The sequence below is a fragment of the Kitasatospora sp. NPDC057965 genome (assembly GCF_042887135.1).
Lineage (GTDB): Bacteria > Actinomycetota > Actinomycetes > Streptomycetales > Streptomycetaceae > Kitasatospora.
Map to the genome: position 1 here is coordinate 44,065 of NZ_JBHVPZ010000003.1, position 14,770 is coordinate 58,834.

Consider the following 14,770-nt stretch of genomic DNA (forward strand, 5'->3'; position numbering starts at 1 on the left):
CGCCGCCACCGACAACCCGGGCCGGCTCAGCGCAGGGTGCGGAAGAACGCCCGGACGTCCGTCACCAGGGCCTCCGGCGCCTGGAGCGAGGCGAAGTGGCCGCCGGTGTCGTGGACGGTCCAGCGGGTCACCCGGTTGGAGAGCTCGGCCAGGGCGCGGATCGCCCGGTCGCCGTGGAACAGCGCCACCCCGGTGGGCACGCCCGAGGGTTCCGGGCGGCCCCAGCCGTCGGCCGCGATCTCCCGGTAGAGGCGGGCGGCCGAGCCGGCGGTACCGGTCAGCCAGAAGGCGGTGACGTCGGTCAGCACGGCGTCCCACGAGGGCAGGGTCTGGCCGGTCACCTCCGGGTCGTGGTCGACGAAGAATTCGAGGTTCCAGGCGAGTTGGCCGACCGGCGAGTCGTTGAGCGCGTAGGCCACCGTCTGCGGGCGGGTGGACATCTGCGTCGCGTAGCCGGAGTGCGCCTGCCACCACCGGGCGTTGGCCTCGGCCTTGGCCCGCTCGTCGGCGGAGAGCAGGGCGGACTCGGCGGCGGAGAGCGGGGCCGAGGCACTCGGTGGCGCGTTGAGGTGGATGCCGATCACCTCCTCGGGCGCCACCCGGCCGAGTTCGGGCGAGACGATGGCTCCGAAGTCGCCGCCCTGCGCGCCGTACCGCCGGTAGCCGAGCCGGCGCATCAGTTCGGCCCAGGCGGCGGCGATCCGACGGGTGCCCCAGCCCGGTGCGGTGGTCGGCCCGGAGTAGGCGAAGCCGGGCAGTGAGGGGGCGACGACGTGGAAGGCGTCGGCCGGATCACCGCCGTGCGCCCGGGGGTCGGTGAGCGGGCCGAGGATCTGGGCGAAGTCGTGGACGGTGCTGGGCCAGCCGTGGGTGAGGACCAGCGGGACGGCGTCCGGCTCGGGCGAACGGACGTGCAGGAAGTGCAGGTTCTGCCCGTCGATCGTGGTGGTGAACTGGGGGAAGGCGTTGAGCGCCGCCTCGTGCACCCGCCAGTCGTAGCCGTCCGCCCAGTACCCGGCCAGTTCGCGCAGGTACGGCGCGGCGACCCCGTAGGACCAGCCGGCCCCCGGCAGTTCGTCCGGCCAGCGGGTGCGGGCGATCCGCAGGCGCAGCTCGTCCAGTTCGTCCTGCGGAACGGCGAGCCGGAAGGGGCGGACGGCTTCCTCGTCGTTGATCATGCGGTGACGGTAGGCCGCGATTAGGTCAGCCGGCGTCCTACTCGGCCCCGCGCGGTCCTACTCTGCTCTGCTCGGTCCTGCTCGGTCCTGCTCGGTCCTTCTCGGCCAAATCGGTTGATCGGAACGGATCGTTCACCGAGCATGACGGGTAGACGGCACGCGAGGGGTGTGCCGCCGGGCGAGGATCGGACGAGCGGCGTGGCGGAGACGGAAACCGACTGGCGGTACGGCTACGGGGCGGACGGCGTCGCCCTCGTGCGGTACGGGCTCGGGGAGCGGGAGGGACGCCCCTGGGCCGACCAGCTGGAGGTGGTCGACCCGCGCGGCGACCTGCCCGCCCTGGCCGGGTACGTGCGGGCGGAGATGGCGGGCTGGGTGGTCTCCGGACCGGTCGAGCTCGGTCAGGAGCTGGTGCGGCAGGGCGCCTCGGTGCTGCGCCACGGCCACACCATGCACCGCGAGCTCACCGGCGCCCCGCCCGCCGAGGGCTGGGAGGCCTGGGCCCGGACGCCGCTGCGGGACGGGTTCCGGACCGTGCCGTGCGACCGCCCGGCCGAGGCGCTGGTCGCGGCCTCGATGGCCGCCTTCGGCCCCGGCCACCCCGACCACCGCCCGGAGGAGGCGGACGGCGACCGGCTCGCGGTGCGGCGGCTCGCCGAACTGCTCGCCGGGGAGGTCATAGGGCCGCTGCTGCCCGTCAGCGCCCTGGTCGTCGACGAGGCCGACCGGGTGGTGGCCGGAGCCGTCCTGACCGACTGGGACGGGCTGCCCTGGATCGCCCATGTGTTCCGCGATCCGGCGCTCGGCTACCCCGGCCTCGGCCGCGACCTGCTGCGGCGCGTCCTCGCGGACCTCGTCGCCGGGGGCCGGACCGAGATCGGGCTGGCGGTGACCGAGGGCAACCGGGCCCAGCGGCTCTACGAGGAGATGGGTTTCACGGTGACCCGCAGCTCGCTGACGGTCATCGTCCCCTGAGTCCTGCGGCCCGAGGCCGGCAGCCCGCAGCCCGGCCCGCGCCACGCGGCATCGGCCGCCGCCGTCCTGGAGCCGACCCTCAGGGGTGGGCCAGCTCCAGGACGGCTATCCCGGCCAGGACGGTCGCGCTCGCCGCCATCCGCAGCCGCCCGAGGCGCTCGCGGAAGACCACGGTGGCGATCAGCGCGGCGATCACGATGCTGGTCTCGCGCAGCGCGGCGATCGTCGCGAGGTTCCCCCGGGACTGCGCCCAGACCACCAGCCCGTAGGCGGTCAGCGACAGCACCCCGCCGATCAGCCCGAACGGGACCGCCGGACCGGCCCCGGCCAGCAGGCCCCGGCCCCGGCGCGCCCAGGCGATCAGCGCCAGCACCGGCCCCTGGAGCAGGAACAGCCAGGCGACGTAACCGCCGACCGTGCCCGCGTGCCGCACGCCGCCGCCGTCCGACACGGTGTACGCGGCGATCATCACCCCGGTGCCGGCCGCCGCCATGAGCGCGGGCAGCTGGGCCCGGCCCGGCATCCCGTGGGCGAAGGCCAGTCCGGCCAGTCCGCAGGAGATCACGGCCACCCCGAGCAGTTCCCCGGTGCCGAGCCGGTCGCCGAGGAGGGTGACCGACAGCACCGCCACCAGCAGGGGCGCCGAACCGCGGGCGATCGGGTACATCTGCCCGAAGTCCCCCAGCTGGTAGGCGCGCAGCAGGAGCAGCTGGGAGGCCACCTGGAGCACCACGGAGGTGATCAGGTACGGCCAGGCCGCGGCCGCCGGGAGCGGGTTGAGCACCACCAGGACCAGCGCGCAGGCGGTGTACGCGAGGTTGATCAGCGCGAAGCCGACCAGCTTGTCCTGGATCCGGTGCGCCAGCCCGTTCCAGACCGCGTGCAGCACGGCGGCGGTCAGGACGGCCACGGGGACGGCGGCGGGCATGACGGGGCTCCCCTCCGATGGACGGCCGAGGGACCGGCGGATCACCCGCCCTCGGAATCGGATTCCACGATACACTCCACCTATGGAAGAGCATTCCGATTTTTCCCCGCTGGAGTCCCAGCTGGCCGCGCACATCCGCGCCCGGCTCGGCGACCTGCGCGGCAGCGAGGCACGGGTCGCCCGGGTGGTCCTGGCCCGGGGCGCCGATCTGGTCGGCCTCAGCGTGAGCGACGTCGCCGAACTGGCCGGGACGGCGCCCTCCTCGGTGGTCCGCGCCTGCCAGCGGCTCGGCTTCCGGGGTTACCAGGAGCTGAAGATCGCCGCCGTCCGGCAGGCCCCCGCCCCCGGGCCCGACCCCGCCGACACCCGGGACCCGGCCGCCCGGGCGCTCGCCGAAACCGTGCGCGCCGCCCGCGAGGCGCTCGACGGGATCGCCACCACGCTCACCCCCGACCGCTTGCGGGCCGCGGCCGGGGCGCTGAACGCCGCCGACCACGTGCTGGTCCTCGGCGCGGGCCTGTCCGGCGCGGTGGTCGTGGACGCCGCGTACCGGCTGAGCGCGCTGGGCCTGCGCACCGACTCCCCCGCCGACCCGATCACCGCCCAGCTGGCCGCCGCCCAACTGCCGCCCACCGCCGCGTGCCTGGCCGTCAGCCACACCGGTGCCACCCGCACCGTGGTCGACGCGGCCCGCCTCGCCCGGGACAACGGCGCCACCGTGGTCGCCCTCACCAGCTACGCCCGCTCCCCGCTCGCCGACGCCGCCGCCCACACCCTGGTCGCCGGCGGCCAGGACCTCGTCTTCGGCCTGGAGACCACCGCCAGCCGGATCGCCCACCTGACGGTGGTGGACGCGCTCACCCAGACCCTGCTCGCCCTGCGCGGCGAACCGGCCGAGCGCGCCCTGCGGCTGTCGGCGGACGTCACGGCCGACCACGCTTACTGACGGGCCGTCAACGCACCCCGGAAGGCCGGAAGCACCCTTCCCCTCCACCGCGACACCCCGCCGCACGGCCGTCGCACGGCCACCGTGCGGCCGTCGCACCGCCACCGCACCCGGCACCACGCCACCCGTCCATCCGGTGAAATGACCGTGAGGACGGTCGGTGGCGGTGTGTAGGCTCGCGGTCATGGCAAGGGTGACGCGGGACGACGTGGCGAGGGCGGCGGGAACGTCGACTGCGGTCGTGAGTTATGTGATCAACGATGGACCGCGCCCGGTGGCGGCCGCGACGCGGGCCCGGGTGCTCGCCGTCGTCGAGGAGCTGGGGTACCGGCCGAACCGGGTCGCGCAGGCGATGGCCCGGCGGCGCACCGACCTCATCGGCATGGTCGTGCCGGACGCCCGCCAGCCCTTCTTCGCCGAACTCGCGCACACCGTGGAGCGCGCCGCCGCCGAGCGCGGGCGGCTGCTGCTGATCGGCAACTCCGACTACGCGGACGAGCGCGAGGCCCACTACATCCGCGCCTTCCTCGGCATGCAGGTGGACGGCCTGATCCTGGTGACCCAGGACCCCTCCGCCCCCGGCCTCACCGGCGTGGACGCCACCGAGGGGACGCCGGTCGTGCTGCTGCACCACCGCGCCGAGACGGAGCGCGGGATCGCGGTGGTCGCGGACGACGAGGGCGGCGCCCGCGACGTCGTCCGCCACCTGCTCGGCCACGGGCACGCCGAAGTGCACTGCTTCGGCGGCACCTTCGCCCTCAGCCCGACCGACCCGGTGACCTTCCGCACCGCGGGCTGGGCCGCCGCGCTCGCCGAGGCCGGGCTGTCCGCCGAGGGCCGGCTGACACCGGCGCCGTTCGACCGCGTGCGGGCGCACCGGGAGGCGCTCGCGCTGCTGGCGCGCGCCGACCGGCCGGCCGCCGTGTTCTGCGCGACCGACGACCAGGCGATCGGCCTGCTGCGGGCCGCCGACGACCTGGGCATCCGGGTACCGGAGGACCTCGCGGTGGCGGGCTTCGACGACATCGCCGAGGCGGTGATCGCCGGGCCGCCGCTGACCAGCGTGGCCACCGCCCAGACGGAGATGGCCCGCGCCGCCGTCGACCTGGTGCTGGGCGCGGGCACGGACGGCGCGACGCCGCCGGCCCCCGGGGCCCGGATGTTCCCGGCCCGGATGGTGGTCCGCCGTTCCTGCGGCTGCGCCGGGGCCTGAACAGCCGCCGGGAGCGCCCGGCGGCGGTTCAGGCGGTCACCCGCCGTCCGCTCGGCCGCCGTCCGCTCGGCCGCCCTGCGGCGGGCCCGCCATGAGGTGCAGGTTCTCGTGGCCGTCGGGGGCGAGCACCCGGTCGTGGTTGAACGCGGAGATCCCGGCCCAGAACGCGCCCCGCTCGAACATCGCCTTCTCGTAGCCGCCGACGGCCGTGTCGAGGGCGTCGGCCGCGTCGACGGCATCGGCGCCCTCCGCGGCGAACCGGCCGAGCACCGGGGCAACCGCGAGGGCGAGTTCGGCCGCGTCCCACATCGCGAGGTTGACGCCCTGGCCCGCGAACGGCGACATCAGGTGCGCCGCGTCCCCGACCAGGGTGACGCCCGGGCGGCGCGGCCAGGTCAGGCCGACCGGCAGCTTCTCCAGCCGCTGGGTGCGCAGGGTGTCGTCGCAGGCCTCCAGCGCGGCGCGGAACTCCGGTGCCCAGTCGGCGAAGTGGCGGGCGACGGCGGCCCGGGTGCGGTCCGGGTCGTGCGCGGCGAGGCCGGTCTCCGTCAGCCAGTCCTCGGGGCACCGGAAGAACGCGTAGATCCGGATCCGGCCGTCGCTGTTGCGCTGGAGGACCAGGCCCTTGTTGTCGTGGAAGGCGAACAGGCTGCCGTGGCCGACCTCGGCGGCCGTGCCCGGGGCGGTGCGATCGGCGTCGGGGATGCCGAGTTCGACCAGGCTGACGCCGGTGTAGTGGGGTTCGGCGGAGGTGAGCAGCGGGCGGACCCGCGAGTGGGCGCCCTCCGCGCCGACGAGCAGGTCGCAGGTCTCCACCGCGCCGTTGGCGAAGTGCAGCCGGTGCCGGCCGGAGCCCAGCGGCTCGGCGCGTTCGAGACGGTGGCCCCAGCGGACGGCGGCCGGGTCGAGCGAGTCGAGGAGGAGCTCGCGCAGGTCGCCGCGGTCGATCTCGGGGCGCCCGGGCCGGCCGCCGTCCGCGGCATCGACGGTGTCCGCGGTGTCCGCGCCCGGGGCAGGGCGGCTCGCGAAGGCGGGGTGCGCGCTGCCGTGTTTGTCGACGACCCGGAAGTCCTCGCCCTCCGGCCGGGCCTTCGCCCGGAACTCCTCGGTCAACCGCGCCTCCCGCAGGGCCCGTTGGCCGGTGTCGCCGTGCAGGTCGAGGGTGCCGCCCTGGCCCCGGACGTCCCGGGCGGGCTCGCGCTCGTACACGGTGGCGGCGATGCCGTGGACCCGCAGGATCCGGGCGAGGGTGAGGCCGGCGGGCCCGGCGCCGATGACGGCGATCCGCGGGGTGCCCGCCGCTCCATCCGCCGCGCCGTCCAGCGTGCCGCCCTGCGTGCTGTCCGTGGGGTCGGTCGTCGCTTCGGTCATGCTGCGCCGTGCTCCTTCCGCGCCTTCAGGGGCTTCCGTCACGGCGGACAACACGCCCGGCCGTGCAACCGTCCCAGTCTGGTCGGCAGGGCACGCGGACAGTAGACCGGAATCGGACGGCGAGCGGCCGCCGGTCCGGTCAGACCCCGGCCCGGGTGAGCCGGCGGAACACGGTGGTCACCACGAGGGCGGTGAGGACCAGCAGCAGAACGGTCTCGACGAGCTGTATCGGGACGAAGTGCGACACCGGGTGGTACCGCCCCCAGGAGGTCGGCGCGGCCGCACAGACCTCGGACGAGATCGCGCATTCGGCGTTCGTCAGCCTGGTGCCGTCCGCGAGCACCACCCCGTGCTCCACCAGCCAGGCGTTGGCCGGCTGGGCGAAGCCGCCCAGCCGGTTGTTGTACCCCTGCTCCTCCTCGACCAGGGGCCAGAAGAACGGCCGTACCGCGAGCATCACCGCATGGGCGAGCACCACCGCCGCACCGCTCACCAGCACCGCGATGACGGTGCGCCGCACCAGTTGGCCGACCAGCACCCCCAGCGCCGTGCCGAACAGCGCCCAGGCGACCGGGACCGTGCCGAGCACGGGATAGGTGAACCCCTGGAACGGCGGGTCGAAGTTCCACGTCCCCCTCACCATGTCCGACCGCCACACCCAGGTGGTGAGCGCCGACAGCACGGCGGACAGCAGCAGCACGACGGCGCCCGGGACGGCGAGCCGGGCCGCCAGCCAGCGGTGCGGGGCGACGGACTGCGCCAGCACCATCCGCAGGGTGCCGCTCTCGTACTCCTGGGCGAGCAGGGGCCCGCCGAGGAACATGCCGAGCAGGACCGGGACGGCGGTGACGGCGGGCTGCACGATGTTCATGAACATCCAGCTCAGCATCCCGATCCGCCCGCTCTGCACCTGACACGTGAGGTCCCACACCCCCGTTTCGAGGCAGCCGATCCGGCGCATGGTCTCGACCCGGTCCTGGATGAGGGCGTGCATGGCGATCAGGACGAGCGCGGCGAGGAGCGCCGGGATGACCATCGTCCGCACCGCCACCCGGCTCTGTCGCCAGGCCAGCCAGAGCACGCCGCCCGGTCCGCGGGAGGCGCCCCGGGAGGGACCGGCGGGGCGGACCTCGGCGGACGGGCCGGTCAGGGTGCTGGTGCTCATGCGACGGCCTCGCGATCGGGGGCGGTGACGGCAGTGGGGAGCGGGGTGCGGAGGTAGGCCAGCAGCAGTTCCTCCAGGCTCGGCCGGGTCGACTCCCACGGCCCGTCGACCGGTTCACCGGTGTGCAGCAGCGCGGTGACCTGGCGGCCCCGGACCCGCCGTTCCACCGCGGTACCGGCGGGCAGGGCGGCCCCGTCGGCGACGCCGGTGAGCAGCTGGTGGCCGTCCAGGATCTCCTCCAGGTCGCCGGCCAACCGGATCCGGCCCGCCTGGACCAGCAGCAAGTGGTCGATGACGCCGTCGAGTTCGGGAAGGATGTGCGAGGAGACGAGGATGGTGGTGCCGCGTTCGGCGGCCTCGGCCATCAGCACGCCCATCAGCTCGTGGCGGGCGAGCGGATCGAGGTCGGACATCGGCTCGTCGAGCAGCAGCAGTTCGGCACGCTTACCGAGGGCGAGCGCGAGCGCGACCCGGGTGCGCTGGCCGCCGGAGAGCGCGCCGATGCGCGCACGGCCCGGCAGCTCCCCCATGTCGATGACCCGTTGAGCGGTCTCCTCGTCCCACCCGGGGTTGAGTTCGCGCCCTATGCGCAGGGTCTCCGCCACCGTGAAGGAGGGGTAGAGCGGCTTCTCCTGGGTGACGTAGGCGACCCGGGCGCGCGACTCCGGGGTGCTCAACGCCTCGCCGAACACCCGCAGTTCGCCCTCGGTCGGCTCGATCAGCCGGGCCGCCAGGGTCAGCAGGGTGCTCTTGCCCGCCCCGTTCGCCCCGACCACGCCGCAGATCCGGCCGGCCGGGACGGTGAAGGTGCAGTCGTGCAGCGCCCACAGGTCGCGCCGGTACCGCTTGCCCAGCCCCACCGCCTCGACGGCCGGCCGGTCCTCGGCCGGTGCCGCGCCCTCCGGTACGGATGTCGTGTCCGTCATGCGGTCCCCCCGCCCTCCCTAGTCCGTTGCGGCCGGACCCTCCGGCCCGGTCGACCCGTGCGGCGCCGCCGGGACGCCCGTCTCGAAGCGCTGCTCCAGTACGGAGGCCATCAGCGCGGCGATGTCCTCGCGGTCGAGTCCGGCCGCGCGGGCCTCGTCGACCCACCCCACCAGCCCGGCCCGCAGCGGCCCGTCGGCGGCCGCCCCGGGCCGGGCGAGCGACCGGCGGACGAAGGTGCCGAGCCCCGGCCGGGGCTCGACCAGCCCCTCGCGCTCCAGTTCGCGGTAGGCCTTCAGTACGGTGTTCGGGTTGATCGCGGTCTGCTCGACCACCTCCCGCGCGGTCGGCAGCTTGTCCCCGGGCTGGAGCACACCGAGCCGCAGCGCCTGCTTGGTCTGCTGCACGATCTGCTGGTAGGTGGAGACGCCGCTACGCCGCTCGATGCGGTATTCGATCACACCCGCATCACCCTTTCACTAGTTTATTAGTGGAATCGTGGCAAACCGCAAGGTCGTGGTCAAGTCGAAGCGGGGGTCCCCGGACCTTCCGATCCGCCCCGGCCGCCCCGGCCACCCCGGCTGCCCCGGCCGCCCTGGCCGCCCTGGCCGGCTACGGGCGACGCAGCAGTCGCAGATCGCCGTCGGCCACGACCGGCCGGTAGCCGAACGATTCGTACCGGCCGAGCATCCGGCGGGTGTCCTCGATCGCGCAGGGGGCGTGCACGCTCGGGTCGGCCAGGTCGACGGCCACCCACTGCGGACCGTCCGACAGGTCGTCGGCCAACGACGGCACCGGCTCTCGGCAGACCAGGCCGACCGTGGTGCGCCCGGCCAGTTGCGCGGCGAGGCGGTTGGACGCGGCGACGGTGGCGCCGTCGGGTATCCGGGCGAGCAGCGCCCTGGTCGCCGCGAGGCGGGGCGAGGTGGCCCAGGCCCCGGGGGCGGCGAGCTCGTGCAGCGGGTAGACCGGGAGCGTCACGACGGCGACCAGCACGGCGACGGCCAGCGCCCGCCGGGCCCGGCGAACGGCGGCACCGCCCGGCGCGACGGGAGCGGGCGGCCCGTCCGAGGGGGCAGGACCGGAAGCGCCGGGCCGGCGGGCGAAGGCGCCGGTCCGCTCCAGGGCGTCCACCAGGGCGGCGATCAGCAGCGGCATCAGCACCGCGCTGTAGTGGTAGCCCACGCCCCAGTAGTGCGGGTTGTCGGCGATCAGCCGCCACCCCACGGTCGGCACGCAGAGCAGCGCCAGCGGCGACCGCAGCCCGAGGAACCCGGCGGTCGCGGCGGCCAGCCCGAGCAGCAGCCACTTCAGCGGCGGCCAGACCAGCCGGCCCGCCAGTTCCCACGGCGCGCCGACGGCCTTCCCGGCCCCCAGCTGCCCCCAGTAGGCGAAGTCGCCGCCGGGGTTGAACGACGGCAGCACCACCAGCATGGTCAGCGCCGTCGCGCCGAGTCCGAAGAGCGCCGCCCCGAAGCCCAGCGCCCGGATCCCGCCGCCCCGCGGGGCCCGCCGGAAGACCAGCACGCCGACGGCGGCCACGGTCAGCCCGAGGTCCTCCTTCACCAGCACCAGCGGCAGCGCCCAGAGCACCGCCGCGACCAACCGCCCCCGCCCGAGCGCGGTGGCCGCGAAGGCCAGCAGCGGCACGGCGAACGCGATCTCGTGGAAGTCGTCGGCGACTGCCTCGACGATCCCCCAGGACAGCCCGATCAGGCAGCCGACGGTGCCCGCGAGGCGCGGGCCGCCGACCTCGTGGGCCCACCGGCTGAGCGGCACCACGGCCAGTGCCATCAGCACCGCCTGGGCGAGCAGCAGGGTCACGGCATCGGGGAACGCCCGGTAGAGCGGGGCGAGGGTGACCAGCACCGGGTGGAAGTGGTCCCCGAGCAGGTGGTAGCCGGGGCCCTTGAGCAGCACGACCGGTGCCCGGCCGTCCGCGTAGGCGCGCACCGCCTGCTCGAAGATCCCCAGGTCGTAGGCCTGGGTCAGGACGCGCCGGTGCCGGTTGACGGCGACGCAGGAGTAGAGCACCGCGAACAGCGCGGCCAGCCCCCAGGACAGGACCCAGGGCCGACGGAGGCGGCGGAGCACCCTGCGGAGCAACCACATGAACAAACCACCCTTTCACTATTTGATTAGTGGAAGGGTGGTGGAATCCCCGCGCCGACGTCAACCCCGGGCGCACCGCACCAGGGGGGTGGCCCACCCCGGGAAGGGGGGGTTAACTCCCCCCTCGGGAAGGGGGTTTCTCCGGTTCCGGGACGGCGACCGGGCCACCAGACTTCCTGCCATGAGCCCAGAGTCCACGACCCTTCCTCCCCCGGCCCCGGCCGCACCCCCGCGCCGCGTCCCGGACGGCAGCGACTTCGCCCAGCTCACCCGCCGGATAGCCGAGGAGGGGCTGCTCGACCGCCGCCCCGGCTACTACGCGGTCCGCTTCGGCGTCACGCTGGCCGCGTTCGTGGGCGGCTGGTACGCCCTGTTCGCCCTGGGCGACACCTGGAAGCAGCTCGTTCTGGCCGCCGCGATGGCCGTCGTCTTCGGTCAACTCGGCCTGCTGGCCCACGACCTGGCGCACCGCCAGGTCATCGGAGGACGTCGCGGGAGCGAGTTCGGCGGGCGGATCGTCGCCAACCTGCTGATGGGCATGAGCTACGGCTGGTGGATGAACAAGCACACCCGCCACCACGCCAACCCCAACCACGAGGGCCGGGACCCGGACGTCGCGCCCGACATCGTGGTGTGGTCGCAGGACCAGGCCCGGCAGTCACGCGGGGTCGCCCGGTTCATCGGCAGGCGACTGGCCTTCCTGTTCGTCCCGCTGCTCCTGCTGGAGGGCCTCAACCTCAGCTACAACAGCTTCCGGGCGCTGCGCGCCCCGTACCTGAAGCGCCCCGGGCTGGAGGGCGGCCTGCTCGTCCTGCACTTCGCGGCCTACTTCGGGGCCGTCTTCACCGCCCTGCCGGCCGGGAAGGCGGTCGCCTTCCTCGCCGTCCACCAGGCCCTGCTCGGCGTCTACCTGGGCTGCGTCTTCGCGCCGAACCACAAGGGCATGCTGATGGTGACGCCGGAGATGCGGCTGGACTTCCTCCGCCGCCAGGTGCTGACCTCGCGCAACGTCCGCGGCAACCCCGTCCTCGACACGCTGATGGGCGGCCTCAACTACCAGGTGGAGCACCACCTCTTCCCCAGCATGCCGACCCCGGCGCTCCCGCGTGCCGCCCGGATCACCCGCCGGTTCTGCGCGGAGAAGGGCATCCCGTACCACGAGACCGGGCTGCTCCGCTCCTACCGCGAGATCTTCGCCCACCTCCACCGCACCGGCGAGCCGCTGCGCGCGGACCACTGAGCGGCCCCGGCCGGGCGCGCCCGGCCGAACGGCCCCGACCGAGCGTCTCGGCCGCCGCCGCTCAGAGGAGTTCCTCGGCGAGCAGGTCCATCAGGAGGTTGTCGTGCCAGCCGCCGTCGGCGTCGCGCTCGTACCGGCGCATCACGCCCACCGGGCGGAAGCCGACCTTCTCGTAGCAGCGGATCGCCGGCAGGTTGTCGACCGCCGGGTCGATGACCAGCCGGTGGAAGCGATGGTGGCCGACCAGGTGGCGGGCCAGGGTGCGCACGGCGTCGGTGCCGTAGCCGCGGCCGTGGCAGGCCGGGTCGAGGTAGATGTCCAGACCGGCGTGGCGGTACTCGTCGTCGTCGTTGGCGTACCACTGGACGGCGCCGACGAGCCGGCCCTCGGCCTCGATGGCGAAGGTCTCGGTGTCGGACTCGGCGAGATCGGTGGTGACGGCGTCGGTGAGGTCCTCGCCACCGCGCCAGCGGACGTAGACCTCGGGGGTGCGGCGGATCGCGACCAGGGCCGGGATGTCCCCGGCGACCGCCGGGCGGAGCGTGACGTGCGTGCCGTGCAGAATCGTCCCCATACGCGCGGATGCTTCCATGAGACGCCGCATTCGGCGAACCGTTTTCGGCTTTGCACGCACCACCTCCCACCGGGGATGATTCGCCGTCGTGATACGTCTGCTGATCCTCGTCATCTTCCTGGTGGGCTACGTCGTCTACCGGATCGTCCGCCGCAAGCGCCATCTGAAGTGGGCCCGGGACGGCTTCGACCCGGCGGCGTACGGCATGCCGCCGCGCGAGCGGCTGGACCCGACCCGGTCCGGACCGCCCGCCCCGCTGGAGCGGCGGAAGCGCTCGCAGGCGATCGCCGACGCGGCCTGGGCCGGGGACTGGCGCCCGGCGGCCGCCCACGTCGCCGAGGCGGGCGACAACTGGGACGAGCGGTGGGAGCGGCTGGGCCTGCTGGCCGCGATCGCCGGCGACGGGGACGGCTGGCTGGGCGCCTGGCGCTCCGCCGAGCCCGGCAACTGCGACGCCGCCACCCTGGAGGCGAAGCTGATGGTGCACCGCGCCTGGGAGGTGCGCGGCTCCGGCTACCGCGGCGAGGTCGGCGACGACGCGATCAACGCCTTCCGCGAGCTGCTGCCGGCCGCGATCGAGGCGGCCCGCCGGGCAGCCCTGCTGGACCCGGCGAACCCGGGTCCGTGGGTGGTGATCGTGACGGCGGCACGCGGGGCGCAGTTCACCCCGGAGCGGTTCCAGGAGGCCTGGGACGAGCTGATGAAGCGCGCCTGGTACCACTACGACGGCCACTGGCAGGCCATGCAGTACTGGTGCGAGAAGTGGTTCGGCTCCGACAAGCAGATGCTGGCCTTCGCGGAGCGTGCCATGGACGCGGCCCCGCCCGGGAGCCCGCTGGGCGGGATCTACCTGCACGCCCTCGCGGAGCTGGAGGAGCGACGCAGCATCGCTGGCACGATCACGGCGGACAAGACCAAGTGGCGCATCGAGAACCTCGCCGCCCAGCTCCGGCAGGTCCGGCCGGACGACGAGCGGCTGCCGCAGCTGCGGCACCTGCTGGCGCACTTCGCCGGCGAGGCGGACGCCTACGGGGTCGCGCTGGAGCAGTTCCGGGCGATCGGGCCGTGGTGCGGCGCGCGGCCGTGGAGCGAGCAGGAGGATCCGGTGGCGGCCTTCGACCTGGCCCGCGCGCTGGCGGTGAAGCGGGCCAAGGCGGAGCCGCTGGCGGCCGAGCTGCGGCCGGCGAAGAACTCCGGGGCGGGGCAGGGGCGGTAGGCCCCGCCGGTTCCGTGGCAGTACGGGGAGGGGTGCGTTCCGCGCACCCCTCCCGTGCTGTGCGACGACCCCGCGTCAGCTCTCCGGCCCGTACGCCCCGAAGCCGCGGCAGACCAGGCCGTCCCGGAAGGTCAGCGCCTCCGCGACGGCCACGCCGCGCTCGTTGCGGTAGTCGAGCACGATCGTGTCGACCGAGACCCGCACCGAGTCCAGAGTGAAGTGCAGGTCGGGCAGCAGCGCCAGGGCCTTGCCCCAGTACGCCCGCAGCGCGTCCTTGCCACGCACCTCCCCCGACGGGTCCCCGAGGAAGCTGACGACCCGGGGCGAGACGAAGACGACGTCGTCGGTGTAGTGCGCGAGGACGCCCTCCAGGTCGCGGGCGTTCCACACCGCCACCCACTCCTCGGCGAACCGCTGCGCGAAAGCGTGATCGATGGTCATGCCCCCATCCTCCCCGCTACGGAGTGGACTCGGGGAGGGAACCGGTGGAGCGGAGCGGCGAGAGGACGAACGGCAGGTGCTCGGGCTCGCAGGCGATCAGGACGGTGGCGTCGCCGTCGCGGCACTCGACGAGGTGCCAGGAGCGCAGGACCTCACGCGGGTCGCCCGAGCGGCGGGGGCGGACGGCCACCGTCTCCAGGACGTCCACCGGGAGCGGCCCGCCGGGCAGGTCCGGCGCGTCCTGCGCGTGGGTCCGGGTCAGTCGCAGGCCGGTGGGGGTGGCGTGCAGGAAGGCGCCGGCCGGGTCGCAGTAGGGCAGCTTGCCGATCACCCGGGCCTCGAACCGCACCGGGTGGCCGAAGTGGAACGACGTGTGCATCCGGTCGAGCTCGGCGCGCTCGCGACGATCGCGCCGCCGGGAGAACAGCGAGTCGGTCACGACATCCGGCAGGAGTTCGAGCAGGAGTTCACCGATCATGCCAGTATT

General features: G+C 74.5%; 15 protein-coding genes. 5 read left to right on the forward strand and 10 right to left on the reverse strand.

What is annotated here, in order from left to right; all coding sequences use genetic code 11:
- Positions 1-26: 26 nt before the first annotated feature.
- Positions 27-1,178 (reverse strand): epoxide hydrolase family protein, encoded by a 1,152-nt coding sequence (locus ACFVVU_RS04135; RefSeq protein ID WP_387788321.1) that lies wholly within the window; start codon positions 1,176-1,178, stop codon positions 27-29.
- Between the two features lie 198 nt (positions 1,179-1,376).
- Here ACFVVU_RS04135 and ACFVVU_RS04140 point away from each other — a divergent pair, with 198 nt between their 5' ends.
- Positions 1,377-2,153 (forward strand): GNAT family N-acetyltransferase, encoded by a 777-nt coding sequence (locus tag ACFVVU_RS04140; protein WP_387788322.1) that lies wholly within the window; start codon positions 1,377-1,379, stop codon positions 2,151-2,153.
- Positions 2,154-2,232: 79 nt separating this feature from the next.
- Here the strand turns inward: ACFVVU_RS04140 and ACFVVU_RS04145 are convergent, their stop codons facing one another.
- On the reverse strand, positions 2,233-3,081 hold the full coding sequence (locus ACFVVU_RS04145) for an EamA family transporter (RefSeq protein WP_380685115.1): 849 nt from the start codon (positions 3,079-3,081) through the stop codon (positions 2,233-2,235).
- A gap of 82 nt (positions 3,082-3,163) precedes the next feature.
- Here ACFVVU_RS04145 and ACFVVU_RS04150 point away from each other — a divergent pair, with 82 nt between their 5' ends.
- Together ACFVVU_RS04150 and ACFVVU_RS04155 are read left to right on the forward strand one after the other, a co-directional pair.
- Entirely contained in the window at positions 3,164-4,027 is an 864-nt protein-coding gene (locus tag ACFVVU_RS04150) for a MurR/RpiR family transcriptional regulator (protein ID WP_380685114.1), read from the forward strand.
- 184 nt (positions 4,028-4,211) lie between these two features.
- Entirely contained in the window at positions 4,212-5,240 is a 1,029-nt protein-coding gene (locus ACFVVU_RS04155) for a LacI family DNA-binding transcriptional regulator (protein ID WP_387788323.1), read from the forward strand.
- Between the two features lie 36 nt (positions 5,241-5,276).
- Here the strand turns inward: ACFVVU_RS04155 and ACFVVU_RS04160 are convergent, their stop codons facing one another.
- The 5 genes from ACFVVU_RS04160 to ACFVVU_RS04180 all read right to left on the reverse strand — a co-directional run bounded on the left by ACFVVU_RS04160 (position 5,277) and on the right by ACFVVU_RS04180 (position 10,812).
- Entirely contained in the window at positions 5,277-6,611 is a 1,335-nt protein-coding gene (locus ACFVVU_RS04160; RefSeq protein ID WP_387788324.1) for an FAD-dependent oxidoreductase, read from the reverse strand.
- Between the two features lie 139 nt (positions 6,612-6,750).
- A complete protein-coding gene (locus tag ACFVVU_RS04165) occupies positions 6,751-7,776 on the reverse strand; it encodes an ABC transporter permease subunit (protein ID WP_387788325.1) in 1,026 nt (341 codons plus the stop codon).
- Positions 7,773-8,702: an ABC transporter ATP-binding protein gene (locus ACFVVU_RS04170; protein WP_380684172.1), complete on the reverse strand. Its 930-nt coding sequence runs from the start codon at positions 8,700-8,702 to the stop codon at positions 7,773-7,775. The genes ACFVVU_RS04165 and ACFVVU_RS04170 overlap by 4 nt, the downstream gene beginning before the upstream one ends.
- An 18-nt stretch (positions 8,703-8,720) precedes the next feature.
- Entirely contained in the window at positions 8,721-9,161 is a 441-nt protein-coding gene (locus ACFVVU_RS04175) for a GntR family transcriptional regulator (RefSeq protein WP_355368697.1), read from the reverse strand.
- A 151-nt stretch (positions 9,162-9,312) separates the two neighbouring features.
- Positions 9,313-10,812: a DUF2079 domain-containing protein gene (locus ACFVVU_RS04180; protein ID WP_387788326.1), complete on the reverse strand. Its 1,500-nt coding sequence runs from the start codon at positions 10,810-10,812 to the stop codon at positions 9,313-9,315.
- Between the two features lie 181 nt (positions 10,813-10,993).
- Between ACFVVU_RS04180 and ACFVVU_RS04185 the strand changes: the two genes are divergently transcribed.
- Positions 10,994-12,052: a fatty acid desaturase family protein gene (locus ACFVVU_RS04185; protein WP_387788327.1), complete on the forward strand. Its 1,059-nt coding sequence runs from the start codon at positions 10,994-10,996 to the stop codon at positions 12,050-12,052.
- 61 nt (positions 12,053-12,113) lie between these two features.
- On the opposite strand, the gene ACFVVU_RS04190 is transcribed toward ACFVVU_RS04185, so the two are convergent.
- On the reverse strand, positions 12,114-12,626 hold the full coding sequence (locus ACFVVU_RS04190) for a GNAT family N-acetyltransferase (protein WP_380684175.1): 513 nt from the start codon (positions 12,624-12,626) through the stop codon (positions 12,114-12,116).
- A gap of 88 nt (positions 12,627-12,714) precedes the next feature.
- Between ACFVVU_RS04190 and ACFVVU_RS04195 the strand changes: the two genes are divergently transcribed.
- The gene (locus tag ACFVVU_RS04195; protein ID WP_380684176.1) at positions 12,715-13,842 is read left to right on the forward strand and encodes a hypothetical protein; all 1,128 of its coding nucleotides are present in this window, start codon (positions 12,715-12,717) and stop codon (positions 13,840-13,842) included.
- Positions 13,843-13,917: 75 nt separating this feature from the next.
- Here ACFVVU_RS04195 and ACFVVU_RS04200 read toward each other — a convergent pair whose 3' ends face one another.
- The gene (locus ACFVVU_RS04200; RefSeq protein ID WP_387788328.1) at positions 13,918-14,283 is read right to left on the reverse strand and encodes a nuclear transport factor 2 family protein; all 366 of its coding nucleotides are present in this window, start codon (positions 14,281-14,283) and stop codon (positions 13,918-13,920) included.
- A gap of 16 nt (positions 14,284-14,299) precedes the next feature.
- Entirely contained in the window at positions 14,300-14,761 is a 462-nt protein-coding gene (locus ACFVVU_RS04205) for a hypothetical protein (protein WP_380684178.1), read from the reverse strand.
- Between the last annotated feature and the right edge of the window lie 9 nt (positions 14,762-14,770).

What these genes read in the sequence shown, in the direction of transcription:
- ACFVVU_RS04135 (WP_387788321.1), bottom strand. Translation starts at nt 1,178, where the DNA reads ATGATCAACGACGAGGAAGCCGTCCGCCCCTTCCGGCTCGCCGTTCCG.
- ACFVVU_RS04145 (WP_380685115.1), bottom strand. Translation starts at nt 3,081, where the DNA reads ATGCCCGCCGCCGTCCCCGTGGCCGTCCTGACCGCCGCCGTGCTGCAC.
- ACFVVU_RS04150 (WP_380685114.1), top strand. Translation starts at nt 3,164, where the DNA reads ATGGAAGAGCATTCCGATTTTTCCCCGCTGGAGTCCCAGCTGGCCGCG.
- ACFVVU_RS04155 (WP_387788323.1), top strand. Translation starts at nt 4,212, where the DNA reads ATGGCAAGGGTGACGCGGGACGACGTGGCGAGGGCGGCGGGAACGTCG.
- ACFVVU_RS04160 (WP_387788324.1), bottom strand. Translation starts at nt 6,611, where the DNA reads ATGACCGAAGCGACGACCGACCCCACGGACAGCACGCAGGGCGGCACG.
- ACFVVU_RS04165 (WP_387788325.1), bottom strand. Translation starts at nt 7,776, where the DNA reads ATGAGCACCAGCACCCTGACCGGCCCGTCCGCCGAGGTCCGCCCCGCC.
- ACFVVU_RS04170 (WP_380684172.1), bottom strand. Translation starts at nt 8,702, where the DNA reads ATGACGGACACGACATCCGTACCGGAGGGCGCGGCACCGGCCGAGGAC.
- ACFVVU_RS04180 (WP_387788326.1), bottom strand. Translation starts at nt 10,812, where the DNA reads ATGTGGTTGCTCCGCAGGGTGCTCCGCCGCCTCCGTCGGCCCTGGGTC.
- ACFVVU_RS04185 (WP_387788327.1), top strand. Translation starts at nt 10,994, where the DNA reads ATGAGCCCAGAGTCCACGACCCTTCCTCCCCCGGCCCCGGCCGCACCC.
- ACFVVU_RS04190 (WP_380684175.1), bottom strand. Translation starts at nt 12,626, where the DNA reads ATGGGGACGATTCTGCACGGCACGCACGTCACGCTCCGCCCGGCGGTC.
- ACFVVU_RS04200 (WP_387788328.1), bottom strand. Translation starts at nt 14,283, where the DNA reads ATGACCATCGATCACGCTTTCGCGCAGCGGTTCGCCGAGGAGTGGGTG.
- ACFVVU_RS04205 (WP_380684178.1), bottom strand. Translation starts at nt 14,761, where the DNA reads ATGATCGGTGAACTCCTGCTCGAACTCCTGCCGGATGTCGTGACCGAC.